We start from the raw sequence: 15,779 nt of genomic DNA, 5'->3' as shown, positions 1-15,779 counted from the left end.
CCTCCTCAGAAGCGGACGAAATCGTGGCTGTCAGTACTGACTGGCGCAACGTCTTGCCCACGTCCCTGGCGGTGTACTCCTGCCGCAGAGCCCTTATGCGCACCCGCATTGGCAGAAGATCCGCCCCCCTTCGTGCGTAGCCGGAACGTTGCCATCAGTTGCTGCAGTTGTTCGGCCTGCCCGCTCATCTCCTCTGCCGTCGCCGCCAGCTCTTCCGAGGCGGATGCATTTTGCTGGGTGACCTGATTGAGTTGCCCCACCGCCAGATTGATCTGATCAATGCCGGCCGCCTGTTCATTAGAAGCGGCGTTGATTTCTTGCACCAGATCAGAGGTTTTGCCGATCGCCGGAACCAGGGCGGTCAGAGCGCTTCCGGCCTGTTCCGCCACCTGCACACTGCTGCTGGCCAGTGCGCCAATTTCCTGTGCCGCCACCTGACTGCGCTCCGCCAGTTTACGGACCTCAGCGGCGACCACGGCAAAGCCCTTACCATGTTCACCAGCACGGGCGGCCTCGATCGCAGCATTGAGTGCCAGCATATTGGTCTGATAGGCGATGTCGTCGATGATTCCAATCTTGTCGGCAATATTCTTCATAGCCTGCACCGTCTGGGTAACGGCGTCGCCACCCATACGCGCCTCTTTGGCGGCACCGGTGGCGATATCGTCGGTCACCCGCGCATTCTCCGCGTTTTGCTTGATGGACGCCGCGGCCTCTTCCAGAGTGGCGGAAGTCTCCTCGACACTGGCGGCCTGCTCCGAGGCGGCCTGAGAGAGCGACTGAGAAGTTGCGCTCACCTGCTCGGAGGCACTGGAGAGATTGTCTGCCGCACTACGCACCTCGCCAATGGTCTGGGTCAGACGCTCCACCATAGTGGCCATCGCCGCCATCAAACGGCCCGTTTCATCGCGAGTCCGTGACACCACCTGCATGGAGAGATCACCATCGGCGACCAGTTCGGCCACACCGACCGCCTCGTTCAAGGGGCGAATGATAGAGCGGGTCAGAAAAAAGCCCATCAGAATCGCCACGAGAATGGCGGCAAAACCGATTCCGGCACCCAGGTCACGGGCCCTGACATAATCTGCATTGCTTTGCTGCGTCGCTGTGCCAAAACTGTCGGCTATATGTTTATCGAGTTGAGTCAGTTCAGCGCGAAGCCGGTCTTCCTGGGGGACCGCCTGCTGCTGAAACTGGGTGATGGCGGCACTATTGGTCGCCGCACTGGCGGTTCCCGCGGTGACGGCATTCACGTCTTGAAAACAGACCGTTAGCGCGGAATCGTATTCTTTCAGGTGGCCCTGGATTTTTTCCACCAGCAATTTGCCCTGGGCAGGGCGGATATTTTCATGAAGCGCCATCACGAGGTCCTGACTCCGCGATTGCAGATTCCGGACATTCTTTTGACCCTGGGCACGTTGCCCAGGAGTCTGGCTTAATAACACGTCGCGGCAGTCACTGGCCATGGCCAGGACGGCAACGTGGAGTTCATTGGCGCGATGCGCATTGGGCCATACTACGCCGGTAACGTTATCGGTATCGCCCTTGATTTTCTGCAGTTGCACCATCAGCGTCGCCGCAACGAGGATCAGCAGGATGATAATCACGCCATAACTGGCGCCCAAGCGCAGACCGATACGCATATTCCCAAACATAGTGAACTCCTCTGGTGTAAATCAAAAATCAATGAATGTGTTTTGCGGAAGCGTGTTGGTAAATCAGTGCAGGAATATCCAGAATGGGGGCGACGTCGCCATTACCGAGGATGGTCGCTGCGGATATCCCCGGTACCTGATCGAACAACTTGCCGAGCGGTTTGATGACCGTCTGCTGATTGCCGAGGATAGCCCCGACTACCATGCCAACCCGATCTTGACCGTGACGCACGACAATGACATTACGACGTTTTTCGGGTTGGGCATCAAACCGGAAAACTCTCGTCAAATGTAGTAGCGGCAGAGCCTGGTCGCGCAATACCATATACCCAACAGTGCCTTGCTGTTCCGGATATTCCAGGCATTCCTCCACGGACTCCGCAGGGATGACGAAGGTATCCGTCGCCAACTTGACGAGAAAGCCGTCAATGATAGACAAGGTGAGTGGCAGACGGATGCGCATGGTGCTGCCTACATCGGGAGTGGAGTGGATTTCGATACTGCCACGGATAGCCTCGATGTTTTGACGCACCACGTCCATCCCTACCCCTCGCCCGGAAATGTCGCTCACCTGGTCGGCTGTGGAAAAGCCGGGGGCGAATATCAGTGCATAGATTTCCTGGTCACTGAGTTGTTGCTCTGGAGTGGCCAGCCCCTTTTCTATCGCTTTGCCCAGAATTTTCTCGCGATTGAGTCCGCCGCCGTCATCACGCACTTCGATAAGAATGCCGCTGGCATCATGACACGCATGCAAACGGATACAGCCTTGCGCCGGTTTGCCGAGCGTGTGACGACGCTCCACACTCTCAATGCCATGGTCCATGGCATTGCGCACCAAATGCATGAGCGGATCGGTGATTTTTTCCGCCATGCTCTTGTCGAGTTCCGTCCCTTCGCCGCTGATTTCCAGACGAATATCCTTGCCTAAAGTCCGTGCAGTATCCCGCACCACACGCGGAAAACGCTGAAATACCTCAGCGACATCGATCATGCGCAAGTGGAGAGCACCATCGCGGATATCCTCCACCAGGCGCGCCACCTGCGCGGCGGATTCGATGCGATCCTCGGCGTTATTCTGCGCCGCATAAAGACTGTTGGCGGCACTAGCGATGACCAGTTCCCCGACCAGGTTCACCAGTTGATCCAGATCGGCAGCGCGTACCCGCAACATCTGGCGCTCGACTACCTGATGTTCGCGCTGTTGTTGCTGTTTCTCCAGAGCGCCCTGTACCACAGGCTCCTGCACCATTTTCTGGGCCACCAGAATCTCACCGAGTGGTTGATGCTGACCGACCTGGCTCGCCGAATCCTGTAAGGCAAGCGCTCTTTTCAACTCCTCTGGCGTCAGCGAGCCTACAGCGACGAGAATCTCGCCCAAATGCTTATCGGCTTCCGGCAATTGCTGAATCAACTGGAGATAGGAGGTAATCTGGCTATGCGCAGGGAGGACGTGAATCGTGCTGGATTCTTTGACGAAGTCAAACACATCGGCAATTTTTGCCTTGTCGGCGGAACTCTTGAAACTGATTTCAAAACCCAGATAGCAGCTTTCTGCGTCCATCTGGGACAGTAGCGGCAGGCTATCGGTCAGGGTAACGATCCCGACAATTTCGCCGATCTGCTCCAGATAGCGCAAAAAAGAAAGCGGATCCATGCCGTCACGAAACGTGTCGAGCCCGAAACGCAGGGAAATATGCCAGTTGCCCGTTTGCACCGAATCGAGCGAATTGCTGCACTCTGGTTCGGTGAAAGGGGATACGGTTGGTGCCAACGTTGTCGGGGCGAGCGCAGGTGCTGTGGCAGGCATTATGCTGGCCACCGGGCTAGAGCCCAATTGGGCCGCGAGATCTCCAAGCAGCCGCAAATCCTCCGCAAGAAAACTCTGATCCAATGACGACTCAGTGGCAATTCGGTCCAAGTAGCCCGCAATATGATCGCCACAGGAAAGTAGCAACGTGATGCGCACCGGCGTGAGCTCCGTAATTCCCGACCGGATTTGATCCAGCAGATTCTCCAGGCGATGGGTAAAACGCACCACCTCTTCCAGTCCGAACAAGCCAGCAGAACCCTTGATGGTATGCGCCGCCCGAAAGACTGCGTTTATACGTTCCGAATCAGCGCCCGCATCCTCCATGAACAACAGCGCATTTTCCATGTCCTGTAGCAATTCACGACTTTCTTCGAAAAAAGTCTGTAGTGCTGCTGCCATTTGTGGATCAAGGTCAATCATCCGGCCATCTCCCGCGTCAGAATAACAGGATCACCAAAATAGGCCGTCAGACGGCACAACTGCAACGCCCGAACCATAGCGACTGAATGTCCAGTGAGTCGCAGAATCACACCAAGGCGCATAGCCTCGGCTTTAGTCGCCAATAACATTTGCAAACCGGCCCCATCCACTTCAGCCACTTCGTTTAATACCAGTTCAATTTCATGATGCTGCTGGAGCACGCTCAGCAGATGGGTACGCATGGATGCCGCCGCGTAAATATCCAGATCGCCGGATAACCGGATTTGCAGATTGGCACCCTGCTGCTCCTGCTCAATGTCCATAGCCATCAAGGCAAAATCAGCTTGCCTACCGCGGCCAGCATCTGCTGAGGCTGGAATGGCTTGATCACCCAAGCTTTAGCGCCAGCCGCCTGTCCCTGGAGTTTTTTTTCTTCTTCCGCCTCAGTGGTAAGCATGATCACCGGCGTGAACTTGTATTCCGGCTTCTGTTTAACCTCCTTGACGAAAGTAATGCCATCCATGTTGGGCATATTCACATCACTGATAATGAGATGGACTTTGGCTGCTGCGCCCAGTTTTGCCAAACCATCTACACCGTCACAAGCCTCGATGACTTCATAACCTGCGCCTTTCAGCGCAATGCTGACGACTTGCCGCAAGGATGCGGAATCATCGACTACGAGAACTGTTTTTGCCATTTCGCGAACTCCTTGCGCGCTATTTTAGAAAAAAGTGATGTCTTGGCCGGCGTCCGGCGCCGCGGTGCTTTCACCATGATGAATGGCACGTTCTTCACGGGTCGTATATTTTCCGGTCAGCGCCTGCAACCACTCGTCTATCCCAGCTCCGGGATTTCCTTGTGCCAGGTGCGCCGGCAGATCACGCATCCCCTCTTCCACGTGCCCCAGCACTTGACTGACACGATCCTGAAATTGCAGGGCGATCAATAACTGGTCCATTTCCTCACCGATCTTTTGTGCCTCGCCTTGCAGAATATCCGCGGACTCCGACAAGCGGCCTGTCATCTCTTGCAGGCGATGCAATACGCTACGGATAGACAGCTCTGCGTTGGCCAAGAATTGCCTTTCCTGTTGAATAGCCGTCGCCGTTTGCGCGACCACACCACGAATGGCCGTGCTGATGACTTTAACGCTCTCGCTCATTTGCTGGCTGGTGTCCTTGGAGCGGGTGGATAATTTGCGCACTGCATCAGCGACCACGGCGAAACCGCGGCCATGCTCACCAGCGCGGGCCGCTTCGATGGCCGCGTTGAGCGCGAGCAACGTTGTCTGAGAGGCGATTTCTCCCACATCCTGCGCCATACGCTCCAACGTATTGATCTGGGACAAAAGTGCCGATATCACCTGTTGCTGCGCCTCATGCTGCTGGGTAGCCGTGCCGATATGTTGGAGTACGCCCAGAAGTTCCGCCTCACTGGTGCGGAACAAACCGCCCATATCCGGATCTCCCCTTTCGGCCTGCGCCGCGCCGCGTGAGGCTCGCACGGCATTACCCAGACGCTCATGGAGCCTGACGAAGCGGCTCATAATGTCAGAAACCGCCTGTTCCATCTGTGTCCGACCGGATTTGATCTGGGACGCCAGCACCTGAAACGCCTGCTCAAGCACCTGATCCAAAGGGAGATTGTCCGTCATTTTATTCTCTGTATGCATTGCGTAAGAAATTAGGTACATCAACCTTACGGCACGACTCCGCAAAACTTTAGCGACTCCGGATCAGGTTCGTTTCCCATCCCATCAATGAATCCTTTAGAAGACATACTGCAACATCATCCGATTGTAGATGAAGGATCTGCCTGCATACGCCTGTAAACCATTATCGATGGCGACCTGATCACGGACGGCAAATCCTTTGAGCACCTTGGGGACATAAGTCATATCTAGGTAAACGCCGTGGGTCGTACCCTCATAATTGGTATTAAAGTGGATATATCCGACCATTAAAATAATTTGCTTTTGACACAGTCGATAGCTTGCAGCAACGCGCCACGCATGTCCGGGACCAAAGGCCAGCAGGTTATCCGTTATGAACGACGAGTAAGTGGCCTTATAATTGCCATAGGGTGAGATAATGGCACCCCCACCAAAGGATCCAGCATGAGGAATAAGGGCATTATATGCCACAAACACTTTACCGCTAGGACTTTTCACACCCAGTTTGCCACCCCACAATGTCGCATTGACACCGCCAGATTGTCCGAAGAGTTTGGCGTCATATTTTTGGAAGACCGAATTTACCTGCCATTCTCGCATATACTGCACGGCAGCAAAGGGAAAGAACCCTGCGCCCGTTTTTAGGGTATAGGCGGCACTACCATAAAACATCTGCGCAAACTGGTAGAAGTTGTAATACCAGGCCTGAACCTCTGCACCCTTCGCTTTATATGTTGCGCCGAAGGCCAGCGTACCCTGGAACTTCCCAGCATTTTTCGGCAATACGGCGGTCACGTCATACAGCGGATCGTTGTAATAATTTGTGTCATAATACAGATTGTCTTTGTAGTAATCGCTGGAGGTTCGACTCTTCCAGCGGAAAATGCGCATGGCCTCTAGATTTAATCCAGAAACAGGGGTGATCCGGGCGAACATGCCCTGGAAGGTCTGAGGCAACATGCGTGAATCGCGGGGACCCATCCACGGCGTGTTGATTATCTGGTTGCCGATGCGAATCAGCAGGCGGCGAGGCATGACATACTGAATATAAGCTTGCCCCAGTGCATTAATGGAAGACGCAATGCCCATCAATGTAGTGTCAACATGCTTGGGATTATTACCGTGTGTGCCCAAATCGTTGGCAGTGAAGAAGCTAGCCCCCAAGATAAAGCCTCCGAAAACGGGCGCGGTTTTTACGTTGAGAATACCACCCAGGCCGTAAGCATCCATGTTGTTTTCGGCTGCGGCACCATAGAGTTTACTGAAGTAGCAAGAGCGTATAGTTCCGCTAATGCCACTCTTCTGGATGAAATTTTTTGGCGCTTCGGCCTGAGCGAAACTGGGTATGGCGAAAATGTAACAGGCACCCATTATAATTGAATATCTATTTTTCTGTAACATGGCTCAACTTTCAGTGTCCAGATTTATATCCACATATTCCGACATATTTAACACGACGCTTTCAATCAAGAGATTTTCTACTAGGCATATTGGGTTGGTGCAGCCTGGTACAGACCATTAAAGTCGTGGTGCCGCACCAAACCCTGCGCGCAAAAGCCGCGTCATGAAACGTCGATACGTATAGATCAGCGCGATCACGGGCAGAATCGCTTCCGCAACCATCAACGCCACCATCCATACGATCCAACCGACGTTGTAAGCCGCTCGCCGGGACGCGACTTCATCGCGCCCTAATCATCCAGGGGGTTCGACAACGGGAACATCACATCGACTCTACGACACAATTTCCCAAAACTTTAGCGTCCCCAATGGACCTCTGGCAATCTTGCCGATATCGTGTAATCTCAGCAGACCAGAGTAAAACATCAGCAGGATACCAGAGGGTAGAGCGTATGGATTTCTTAGAAATAGTGAACAAAGATCAGAACCTGGCGATTTTTGCGCAGATGGCCGGGCTGAAAGAGACGGATGTGCATCTCCTTCAGTCTGCTGCACCCCAGGCACTGGCGCTGCTGCCGGAGGTCGTTGCCCTTTTCCTTCAGCATCTGAAGAGCGTCCCCGAAGTGGAGCAGCGGCTCGCGACTGCACATCAGGATTTTCCGCAACACCTGACCCATTGGCTCGGCAATCTCTTCACCGGTCCGCACGACCAGCAGTTTCTGGAAGCCCAGCATCAAGAGGGCAGCAATAATGTGCAAAAACGCATTCCGCCGCTGTATACCGCCTTTGCCATGAGTTTTTTGCGGGCCGCTTTACCACAATTATTAGGGACCCACGGCGTTTCCCAACAATACGGCGAAGGCGCTTTAACAGCAGCCATCCTGCGCATGCTGGATCTCTGTCAGTATCTCACGGACCGCGCTTATACAGCACGCCTGCTGGAAGTAACGGGCATCTCGAAGACCTTGTTAGATCGCCTCATGACGGTATGAAATGAACTCAAAAATTGCAAACATGCCCACGCCAGACGCTGCCCAAGAACTTGTTGCCCGCCAAGCCATTCTGAGTCGTCATGGCGAGGTGATCGGCTATGAACTATTTGCGAGAGAAGAAGCCAGCGGACCACTGGAGGATCCGTTCCTCTGTTCGGCTAGGGTGCTGATAAAAACATTCAGCGTATTCAATATAGAACAGTTACTCGGCGGAAAACCAGCCTTTATCAACTTTACCAACAGCAATTTTGATGAAAAAAGTTTAGAACTTTTTCCAGCCACGCAAATAATCCCAGAATTTACCATTATCGAAGCGCCAACACGGGAGTTTATTGACAATATTCTCAATTTGCGAAAACGCGGCTTTCGCCTCGCTTTGGATCGTTTTGAAGCAGCGCCATGGCAGATCGGCTTACTCAAGGTCGTGGATTTCGTCAAAATAGATACGTATCTCAATGAACCCAGGGAATGGGAGGCATGGATACAACTAATTCGCAAAGCCGATATAACCAATATTCCAGCCATTATCGCTACCCGGGTTGAAACCCAAATCATGGCACGACGCTGCTTTGAAGCGGGGGTGGACTATAGCCAGGGTTACTATTTCATGCGTCCGGAAATTATCAGTGGGAGAAGTCTTGCTGCCAATCAACTTACCATATTCAACCTGTTAAACATGCTTGCCGAGGAAAATCCAGTCGGTGATATTGAAGAAACTTTTCGCCGTGATCCCGGCTTGTCTTTTCAGTTACTCCGCTATTTGAATTCTGCAGGGCTGACCCGAGGTCAGGAAATTGACAGTATTCGCCGCGCGCTCATATTACTGGGCAGGCAACCCTTGCAACGCTGGCTAACGTTGTTACTTTTTGCCAGCCAAGGGGCGCGCAAAACGCCATTGCTGACGATGGCCGCGACCCGCGCACGCCTTGCGGAGCTGCTTCGCGAGCGCTCTCCTAAACTGGATGCGCAACCAGTGGCACTGCATCGCTCATTTTTAGCGGGTATGCTCTCCCTGCTGGATGCCTGCCTCAATCAACCGCTGCCTGAACTGCTGGGTGAGTTGCGACTCTCACAGGAAATGCATGCCGCCATACTGCAGCATGAGGGGGAGGATGGCATGCTGCTTCTAATCGTCGAAGCGGCCGAGAGTGGTGATATCGAGGTGGTGCGAAATGCTGGTCACGCACTCGGCTTATCGGTAACAGACATCACCAACATGTCGCTGGAATCCATGGCTTGGGCAGCGGCTTTAAAATAAGGCACCTGCTTTTGTTAAGACATGCTCCGCGGCATCAGATGATGTCACATTATTTTCTGCCTGCTGATTATAAATAATACGTCTGGCTGCCTCCTGACTGAGCACGACAATACTTACTCGGCGATTCAGCGGAGAATTCGGCTCTTTGGGAACGTACAGCACCGCCGAGCCCATACCCACAACACGCAAGATCTTGCTCTCATCCAGCCCGCTTTGTACCAGGGTCTGCCGCACCGCGTTCGCCCTGCCTGCGGATAAATTGTAGTTACTATAGCCCTTCCCGTCATTGAGATAACGCAACGCGTCGGTATGGCCAGTTATACTGATCTCATTGGGCAACTCATTCAGAGTCGGCGCAATAGCCTGGAAAATAGCGTGGGCGTAGGGCTCCAGTATGGTACTCCCGTTGGGAAACATAGATCTTTTAGCACTATCCACGACCTGAATGCGCAACCCTTCCGGGGTGATGTTTATAAGCAGCTGTTTCCGGAATGCCGCCAGTGCCGGTTTACTGGCAATTTGCGCATCCAGCGCCTTCTGAAGCTGTTCGAGGTTGTGCTGATCAATACGCTCCGCGCGGTTGACCGGTGTTTCATTACTCGCCATGACCTGCCGTTTCTGACCCCGCTGCACCTCTCCGACCGTTTTATTCAAATTACTTCCACCACCCGGCAGGATCGAGTTGGATGATCCGCTACCCGGCCCGCCCATCAGCGACACTTGCTCAGGATTCTTAAACCACTGGGCAATACCCTGCAATTGCGCTTTTGTGGTAGATCCCAAGAGCCACATCAACAGAAAAAACGCCATCAACGCGGTAATAAAATCAGCGTAGGCAATTTTCCACGCACCACCGTGAGCGCCACCGCCTTTTTTGATACGCTTGATGACTATCGGTTTGGTTTTGTCGTCACCGGCCATAAATGCACTACTTGCCTTTCAAATCACGCAAATGTGAATCCAGCTCCTGGAAACTGGGACGCTCCGTCGAATAAAGCACCTTGCGTCCGAATTCGACAGCCACCTGAGGGGGGTAGGCATTCATCGTCGCCAGCAAGGCCACCTTGATACACTCAAACATTTTGCTGGCCTCAGCAGCGCGATCTTCAAGGCGCGCCGCCAAAGGCGATACCACAGCATAACCCAGCAGGATGCCGAGAAAAGTACCCACCAGTGCGGCGGCGATCAGTTCGCCCAATACGGACGGTGGCTTATCCACGGAGCCCATCGTATTTACCACGCCCATCACTGCCGCCACAATCCCGAACGCTGGCATACCATCCGCAGTGCGTGTCAATGCGTGGATGGGAATTTCCTGCTCACGATGATGCGTATCTATGTCCACATCCATGAGATTTTCCATCTCGAATGCTCCCAGATTTCCGCCCACCATAAGCCGCAAATAATCCGTAATAAACTCCAGAACATGATGATCAGCGAGAATGCGAGGGTATTTTTTAAAGAGCTCACTGGATTGCGGATCGTCCACATCGCCTTCAATAGACATCAATCCGCCCTGTCGGATTTTTGCAAACAGCTCATTGAGCAAACTGAGCAGCTCCATATAGACGGCTTTGGTATAGTTAGAACCTTTAAATGCCCGTGGCAACGCTTTGAATACTGATTTAAAAGTCCTCGGAAAAGTGGCGGCAAAAAACGCGCCGAATGCCCCGCCGCCAATCATGAGCAATTCATAGGGCTGGACAAGGGCGGCGAGTTGGCCACCCTCCAACGTGAATCCGCCAAAAATGGCGCCCAGTGCAATGACATAACCGATTAGTAAAAACATGATGTCATCATCTACTTACTGGACAACGAAACTGGCAAAGTAAACGGCGGCAATGGGCGGATTCTTCTCAGTCGGAGGCACTTTCTGCACCCCTCCGTCGGTCTCCAACGTCGTATTCACTTGCTGCTTTATCTCTTGCAGCAACTGATCACGCACTGCGGGCTCACTGACCTTGTCAGCATTCTGGGCACTGAGCAGCATCAAAATACCATTACGAATTTCGGGCATAAAAGATTTTACTGAAGTTTCGACGACAGTATTATAGGTTTTCAACTGTATCTGTACCTGAATATAATGCGTACTGCCGTCACTGCTCTGCAGATTGGTGACGAGAGAACCGAGATCAATAAACTTGGTGTCCCGCAACCTTTCCTTGGCGATTTGTGCAGGCGTGGGCGCGGTCGCTGGGCGCAGGACAAACCACCAAGTGCCCCCTGCCGCGATGATGAGCAACACGACAATCGCAATGATGAGGATGATCACCCGACTGCTTTTCCCCGGCTTCTTTTCTTCTGCCATGGCTTCCTTGACTGTCGATATCTGAGAGAACTGACCTTCTACCTAACGCTTATATACCCGATCCTTGTCGTTCAGCCAAGTAAAAATCTTGCCAGGTCGACTTGGCTCCGCCTGCACAAATCGTTTCTTTCGGAAGGATGGAAGATTGCTGACCATTCCAAACGCAGGTCGCCAAGGATCGTGGCGCATCCGGCAATCTCCTGTATATCATTGAATAAATTTATATACGCCAGTTTCAGCAAAAGGTACCGATAGAGACTATCGAGGCGCCGCAGGTGGGGGGATGGGAGATTGTCGTCCAGAGTGACCAACAGATGCTGAACGATCTGCTGAACCCGCTCCATCGCGCGCTGCTTTGCGGCGAAATCCCGACGCTCCAACGCCCGTCGAATCCGGCGTATGTATTTTTCAACACCCTCCAGTCCCAGCAAAACAAGGCCATCGGACGAAAAATACGGCACCGCTGTAGAGAAATCCTGTGCCGATTTTTTGGGTATATGCTGCATAACACTTTTCTCCCGCTTCTTCTCAGGAGGAATAACGACACGTCACAGGGAAAACTGAAATGGTAGACGGCGCAAGGCCAGCGGTACTACCCCCGCTCATGAAGGCATGATCAGAGATGCGGAAAAACGCGTGCGCTGTGCCTATCATGGCCTGCTTATTGCTTGTGAATATAAAACCGGAGGAACTTCCATGACAGCCCGATCGCAGAATGCCCCACGTTCCGGGAGTGAGACACGAGATATCGCCGACGAAAGCATATACCTCGATGATTTAATTCTTTTTTACAACTCTTGGAAAACATTCTGGCAAACTTGGTTGCAGGAACATCTACAAGGCAAAAAATTGCCGCGCCGCGCGGAACAAATGGTTTTACAGGCCTTGCATGGGCCTGAAGCGCGCATACCGCAAGCCCACAAAGCCTGCTGGCATAGTTTACAGGCTTCCTGCCATGAGATTTTGCATCAACTGCATATTCATTCTGAAGAAGCGTCAAAAAACTGTCCCATCCCGGAGTTCGTCCCCGTCATAGGCGCCGCCAGTGCTTTGGAACAGCAATGCTTTGAGGAGATCGTCGCTTTTAGTAAAAATCTGGGGGAGATAGACATACTCACCAACCTACCAAACCGGCGCCGGATGGAGCAGGACTTAGTACGTGAACAGGCGCTGGTCGATCGCGGCGCTAACGGTTTTATCGCGATGATAGATGTGGATCACTTCAAGACGCTCAATGACACCTACGGACATCCTGCTGGAGATGCGATTTTGCGGGAAATCGCGCGACGTCTGCGCGCTGCTTTGCGTCATTATGATGGCTTGTACCGCTATGGTGGTGAGGAGTTTCTGGCAATTTTCCCAGGGCTTGGCACGGAGTGCGCTTTGCTTGCGGCGCAGCGCCTATGTCGAACCGTCGCCGCCGACCCTTTTCAGACAGTCGATGGCCACCTGCTGACTATTACGTTATCCATAGGTATCACCGCCCTCGCCCACCACATGTCCCCCGCGGAAAGAATGGCGATTGCTGACGTTGCTCTGTATCGGGCGAAACAGGGTGGACGGAATCAGGTGCGCCTGATTCCGTAGCGCACGGGAAAATAACACCCCATTCATTGACTCACTGAAATAAATTGCCGGGCAGTCAGCCCTATGCAGTCGTTCAAACCAGTTCATCAATCTGATGCCCCTCTTCCGGCGCTTCTTCTTCGCGCCGAGGCGACAATCGGGGTCGCCGCGTATTGTTCTCCCGTCTTTTGTCGAAAATCGGGCACAAAGGCTCCACGGGCTGGGCACCACGCTCAATGGGTTTAAGCGGAAAATCGGCCATAAACGCTGTACTCCAGATATCATGTAAAACATATAGACCTTGCAGACTAGCGCAATAACTATTCGTGTTCCATGGGTTAGCATTCAGCGTGCGTAAAAGCTTTGCAGTCGCCCTTCAATGATTTTGGGATTTTCACCTTCCGCTATCCCAACCAGCCCCTCGATGATCATCTCACGTAGATAGGTTTGCTGATGTACGACACCTTTGATCTTGTTCGATATGGGGAGAAAAAGCAGGTTGGCAGACCCCACACCGTAGATGGTTGCAACGAAAGCCGTTGCTATGCCCGCTCCAAGTTTGGCCGGGTCTGCGAGATTTTCCATGACATGAATCAGGCCCAGCACGGCGCCAAGAATACCGATAGTCGGCGAGTACCCACCCGCCGATTCAAAAACTTTGGCCGCCTGCCGCTCCATCTCCGAGCGGGAATCCAGATCGACCTCCAGGGTAGCCCGGATTTTCCCCGGTTCCGCCCCATCGACCAGCATCTGTAAGCCTTTTTGTAAAAACGGGTCATTGACATCCTCGATCAGGCTTTCCAGCGCTAGTAGTCCGTTTTTACGGGCGGTATTGCTCCATTCCAGAATTTGCGCGATGACGGGCTGAGGATCGGTTTTGGGGGGCAGCACCGCCCAGGGCACCATCTTCAGAGAGCGAACGAACACGGGCATGGTGTATTGCACCATCACCGCACCCATGGTACCGCCGATAACGATGATGAAGGCAGTGAGCTGAAGGATGGAACTGAGCTTACCACCTTCCAGAAGCTGGCCAACAAAAATACCACCGAAAGCCACCACCAGACCAATCAGCGTCAAAAAATCCACGATTTTGCTCCCTTCTGGGGACCAGCGAATGAGCAGCCCTCAAAACCCGTCGTCATGCCAGTCTCCCAGAGTGGCACGCAAACGCAGGACCGCTTGCCGCATAATCTGGCTGACGCGGGATTCGCTGACCTCCAATACGCTGCCAATCTCTTTCAGCGTGAGTTCGTCCTGATAATAAAGCGCAAGGACCAGCTGCTCTTTCTCTGGTAAAGTGCGGATACCGCGCTGGAGATCGCGGGAAAATTCTTCAGATACCAGCACCGCCTGAATATCGTCCGCAGCGTCGCGGAGGTAGCGACCGACAAAAGCGTCATTGTCCGCTGCCAGATCTTCGAGATAAAGAATCTGACCGCCACTCTCACGCAACGCGGCCTGGTAAGCCGCCGTCGTCCAGCCCAGATCTTTGGCAATTTCCTCATCACTGGGCGGATGTCCGAGATGTTGTTCCAGACGGGCCATAGCCCTGCCGATAGATTGCTCCTTGGCACGCGCACGGCGGGGCAACCAGTCCTGGGCACGCAGCTCGTCAAGAATACTGCCACGAATCCGCATGCTGGCATAACTGATGAAGGCATCACTCTCGTCTCCCGACTGGCTATCGAGGGCATCCATCAATCCCAACAAACCTGCCTGCACAAGATCGGCTACATCGACATTGGCGGGCAGCCGGGCACGGATCCGCTGGGCAATACGCTGCACCAGGGGCACATAGCGTGCCACCTGCGCGCTGCGCTGTACCATTCGATCCACTGCCATTCCGGCACTCATAAGCTCTGCAGCGATTTTTCTGCCGATAACAGGCGTTCCATGAAAAACTCGATATGCCCAGCGGGACCCGTTGGCAAGGGCCAGCTACGCACTGTTGTCGCCAGATCACGCAGCGCTCGGGCGGCAGGACTGTCGGGGTAGAGTTCGACAATGGCCCGCTGCGAACGTACCGCACTACGCAGAGCAGGATCCAGGGGAATGCTGCCGATCAGATCAAGACTGACTTCGAGATAACGGTCCGCCACTGCGGCGACGCGCTGAAAGAGCATCTGACCTTCGCGCTGGTCACGCACCATATTGGGCAGCACCCGGAAACGCCGCACACCGTGATCACGGCTGAGCAACTTAATGAGGGCGTAGGCGTCGGTGATGGAAGCCGGCTCATTGGAAACCACAACAACGACATCCTGGGCGGCGCAGCTGAAGGTCAGTACATCACCCGCAATGCCAGCAGCAAGATCAATCAGCAGGTAATCAACGTCAATATCGAGGTTGCTCACAGCCTGAATCAGGCTCGCCTGAGCCAGGCCATCCAGAACCGCCATGCGCGCGATACCGCTGGCTGCAGGTAACACGCGAATGCCCTGAGGGCCATTGACGAGCACTTCTTCAATGGATTTTTCACCAGAAATCACATGAGAGAGGTTATAGCGAGGACTGAGGCCGAGCAGGATATCCACATTGCCGAGACCGAGGTCGGCGTCGAAAAGCAGGGGTTTCTCGCCCTTCTGGGCGAGAGCGATAGCCAGATTAACAGCGACATTGGTCTTGCCCACCCCGCCTTTACCGCTGGCGACGGCAATCACCTTGACTGGTTTACGCGCACGCATCCTTCGA

General features: G+C 53.6%; 17 protein-coding genes. 3 read left to right on the top strand and 14 right to left on the bottom strand.

Annotated elements, in window-relative coordinates; translation table 11 throughout:
• Window positions 1-5 precede the first annotated feature (5 nt).
• The 6 genes from M0P56_RS01640 to M0P56_RS01615 form a co-directional block, all read right to left on the bottom strand.
• Entirely contained in the window at window positions 6-1,655 is a 1,650-nt protein-coding gene (locus M0P56_RS01640) for a methyl-accepting chemotaxis protein (protein WP_291508310.1), read from the bottom strand.
• Window positions 1,656-1,683: 28 nt separating this feature from the next.
• On the bottom strand, window positions 1,684-3,885 hold the full coding sequence (locus tag M0P56_RS01635) for a chemotaxis protein CheA (protein ID WP_291508309.1): 2,202 nt from the start codon (window positions 3,883-3,885) through the stop codon (window positions 1,684-1,686).
• A complete protein-coding gene (locus tag M0P56_RS01630) occupies window positions 3,882-4,214 on the bottom strand; it encodes a lipid asymmetry maintenance protein MlaB (protein WP_291508308.1) in 333 nt (110 codons plus the stop codon). The genes M0P56_RS01635 and M0P56_RS01630 overlap by 4 nt, the downstream gene beginning before the upstream one ends.
• On the bottom strand, window positions 4,214-4,585 hold the full coding sequence (locus M0P56_RS01625) for a response regulator (RefSeq protein WP_215876878.1): 372 nt from the start codon (window positions 4,583-4,585) through the stop codon (window positions 4,214-4,216). Before M0P56_RS01625 ends, M0P56_RS01630 begins: the two co-directional genes overlap by 1 nt.
• Before the next feature lie 24 nt (window positions 4,586-4,609).
• Window positions 4,610-5,542, bottom strand: coding sequence for a methyl-accepting chemotaxis protein (locus M0P56_RS01620; protein WP_291508307.1), 933 nt, complete (start codon window positions 5,540-5,542; stop codon window positions 4,610-4,612).
• Window positions 5,543-5,656: 114 nt separating this feature from the next.
• Window positions 5,657-6,961: an OprD family outer membrane porin gene (locus M0P56_RS01615; RefSeq protein WP_291508306.1), complete on the bottom strand. Its 1,305-nt coding sequence runs from the start codon at window positions 6,959-6,961 to the stop codon at window positions 5,657-5,659.
• Between the two features lie 452 nt (window positions 6,962-7,413).
• Between M0P56_RS01615 and M0P56_RS01610 the strand changes: the two genes are divergently transcribed.
• The gene (locus M0P56_RS01610) at window positions 7,414-7,953 is read left to right on the top strand and encodes a protoglobin domain-containing protein (RefSeq protein ID WP_291508305.1); all 540 of its coding nucleotides are present in this window, start codon (window positions 7,414-7,416) and stop codon (window positions 7,951-7,953) included.
• A gap of 1 nt (window position 7,954) precedes the next feature.
• Window positions 7,955-9,211, top strand: coding sequence for an EAL and HDOD domain-containing protein (locus M0P56_RS01605; RefSeq protein ID WP_291508304.1), 1,257 nt, complete (start codon window positions 7,955-7,957; stop codon window positions 9,209-9,211).
• Here the strand turns inward: M0P56_RS01605 and motB are convergent.
• The 4 genes from motB to fliS all read right to left on the bottom strand — a co-directional run bounded on the left by motB (window position 9,203) and on the right by fliS (window position 12,025).
• Window positions 9,203-10,132, bottom strand: a complete 930-nt coding sequence (motB, locus tag M0P56_RS01600) for a flagellar motor protein MotB (protein ID WP_291508303.1) — start codon at window positions 10,130-10,132, stop codon at window positions 9,203-9,205. The two genes, M0P56_RS01605 and motB, sit on opposite strands and share 9 nt — an antisense overlap.
• Window positions 10,133-10,139: 7 nt before the next feature.
• On the bottom strand, window positions 10,140-11,000 hold the full coding sequence (gene motA / locus M0P56_RS01595; protein WP_291508302.1) for a flagellar motor stator protein MotA: 861 nt from the start codon (window positions 10,998-11,000) through the stop codon (window positions 10,140-10,142).
• 15 nt (window positions 11,001-11,015) lie between these two features.
• Window positions 11,016-11,519, bottom strand: a complete 504-nt coding sequence (fliL, locus tag M0P56_RS01590) for a flagellar basal body-associated FliL family protein (protein WP_291508301.1) — start codon at window positions 11,517-11,519, stop codon at window positions 11,016-11,018.
• Between the two features lie 71 nt (window positions 11,520-11,590).
• Complete coding sequence (gene fliS, locus M0P56_RS01585; RefSeq protein ID WP_291508300.1) at window positions 11,591-12,025, bottom strand: flagellar export chaperone FliS; 435 nt, start codon at window positions 12,023-12,025, stop codon at window positions 11,591-11,593.
• Window positions 12,026-12,215: 190 nt separating this feature from the next.
• Here fliS and M0P56_RS01580 point away from each other — a divergent pair, with 190 nt between their 5' ends.
• On the top strand, window positions 12,216-13,106 hold the full coding sequence (locus M0P56_RS01580) for a GGDEF domain-containing protein (RefSeq protein WP_291508299.1): 891 nt from the start codon (window positions 12,216-12,218) through the stop codon (window positions 13,104-13,106).
• A gap of 73 nt (window positions 13,107-13,179) precedes the next feature.
• On the opposite strand, the gene M0P56_RS01575 is transcribed toward M0P56_RS01580, so the two are convergent.
• The 4 genes from M0P56_RS01575 to M0P56_RS01560 form a co-directional block, all read right to left on the bottom strand.
• On the bottom strand, window positions 13,180-13,347 hold the full coding sequence (locus tag M0P56_RS01575; RefSeq protein ID WP_291508298.1) for a hypothetical protein: 168 nt from the start codon (window positions 13,345-13,347) through the stop codon (window positions 13,180-13,182).
• A gap of 83 nt (window positions 13,348-13,430) precedes the next feature.
• Window positions 13,431-14,174 carry a flagellar motor protein gene (locus tag M0P56_RS01570; protein WP_291508297.1) on the bottom strand — a complete coding sequence of 248 codons (744 nt, stop codon included), beginning with the start codon at window positions 14,172-14,174 and terminating at the stop codon, window positions 13,431-13,433.
• Between the two features lie 39 nt (window positions 14,175-14,213).
• The gene (fliA, locus tag M0P56_RS01565) at window positions 14,214-14,942 is read right to left on the bottom strand and encodes an RNA polymerase sigma factor FliA (protein WP_291508296.1); all 729 of its coding nucleotides are present in this window, start codon (window positions 14,940-14,942) and stop codon (window positions 14,214-14,216) included.
• Window positions 14,939-15,772 carry a MinD/ParA family protein gene (locus M0P56_RS01560; protein ID WP_366109965.1) on the bottom strand — a complete coding sequence of 278 codons (834 nt, stop codon included), beginning with the start codon at window positions 15,770-15,772 and terminating at the stop codon, window positions 14,939-14,941. Before M0P56_RS01560 ends, fliA begins: the two co-directional genes overlap by 4 nt.
• Window positions 15,773-15,779: the final 7 nt, after the last annotated feature.

Origin of the sequence: Acidithiobacillus sp., from assembly GCF_023229925.1 — a bacterium.
Lineage (GTDB): Bacteria > Pseudomonadota > Gammaproteobacteria > Acidithiobacillales > Acidithiobacillaceae > Acidithiobacillus.
The sequence above is the reverse complement of the archived record's forward strand: the minus strand, read 5'-3'. Positions and strand labels throughout refer to the sequence as shown.

What these genes read in the sequence shown, in the direction of transcription:
- M0P56_RS01640 (WP_291508310.1), bottom strand. Translation starts at nt 1,655, where the DNA reads ATGTTTGGGAATATGCGTATCGGTCTGCGCTTGGGCGCCAGTTATGGC.
- motB (WP_291508303.1), bottom strand. Translation starts at nt 10,132, where the DNA reads ATGGCCGGTGACGACAAAACCAAACCGATAGTCATCAAGCGTATCAAA.
- fliS (WP_291508300.1), bottom strand. Translation starts at nt 12,025, where the DNA reads ATGCAGCATATACCCAAAAAATCGGCACAGGATTTCTCTACAGCGGTG.
- M0P56_RS01560 (WP_366109965.1), bottom strand. Translation starts at nt 15,772, where the DNA reads ATGCGTGCGCGTAAACCAGTCAAGGTGATTGCCGTCGCCAGCGGTAAA.
- M0P56_RS01575 (WP_291508298.1), bottom strand. Translation starts at nt 13,347, where the DNA reads ATGGCCGATTTTCCGCTTAAACCCATTGAGCGTGGTGCCCAGCCCGTG.
- M0P56_RS01580 (WP_291508299.1), top strand. Translation starts at nt 12,216, where the DNA reads ATGACAGCCCGATCGCAGAATGCCCCACGTTCCGGGAGTGAGACACGA.
- M0P56_RS01635 (WP_291508309.1), bottom strand. Translation starts at nt 3,885, where the DNA reads ATGATTGACCTTGATCCACAAATGGCAGCAGCACTACAGACTTTTTTC.
- M0P56_RS01610 (WP_291508305.1), top strand. Translation starts at nt 7,414, where the DNA reads ATGGATTTCTTAGAAATAGTGAACAAAGATCAGAACCTGGCGATTTTT.
- M0P56_RS01605 (WP_291508304.1), top strand. Translation starts at nt 7,955, where the DNA reads ATGAACTCAAAAATTGCAAACATGCCCACGCCAGACGCTGCCCAAGAA.
- M0P56_RS01615 (WP_291508306.1), bottom strand. Translation starts at nt 6,961, where the DNA reads ATGTTACAGAAAAATAGATATTCAATTATAATGGGTGCCTGTTACATT.
- fliL (WP_291508301.1), bottom strand. Translation starts at nt 11,519, where the DNA reads ATGGCAGAAGAAAAGAAGCCGGGGAAAAGCAGTCGGGTGATCATCCTC.
- M0P56_RS01630 (WP_291508308.1), bottom strand. Translation starts at nt 4,214, where the DNA reads ATGGCTATGGACATTGAGCAGGAGCAGCAGGGTGCCAATCTGCAAATC.
- M0P56_RS01625 (WP_215876878.1), bottom strand. Translation starts at nt 4,585, where the DNA reads ATGGCAAAAACAGTTCTCGTAGTCGATGATTCCGCATCCTTGCGGCAA.
- fliA (WP_291508296.1), bottom strand. Translation starts at nt 14,942, where the DNA reads ATGAGTGCCGGAATGGCAGTGGATCGAATGGTACAGCGCAGCGCGCAG.
- M0P56_RS01620 (WP_291508307.1), bottom strand. Translation starts at nt 5,542, where the DNA reads ATGACGGACAATCTCCCTTTGGATCAGGTGCTTGAGCAGGCGTTTCAG.
- motA (WP_291508302.1), bottom strand. Translation starts at nt 11,000, where the DNA reads ATGTTTTTACTAATCGGTTATGTCATTGCACTGGGCGCCATTTTTGGC.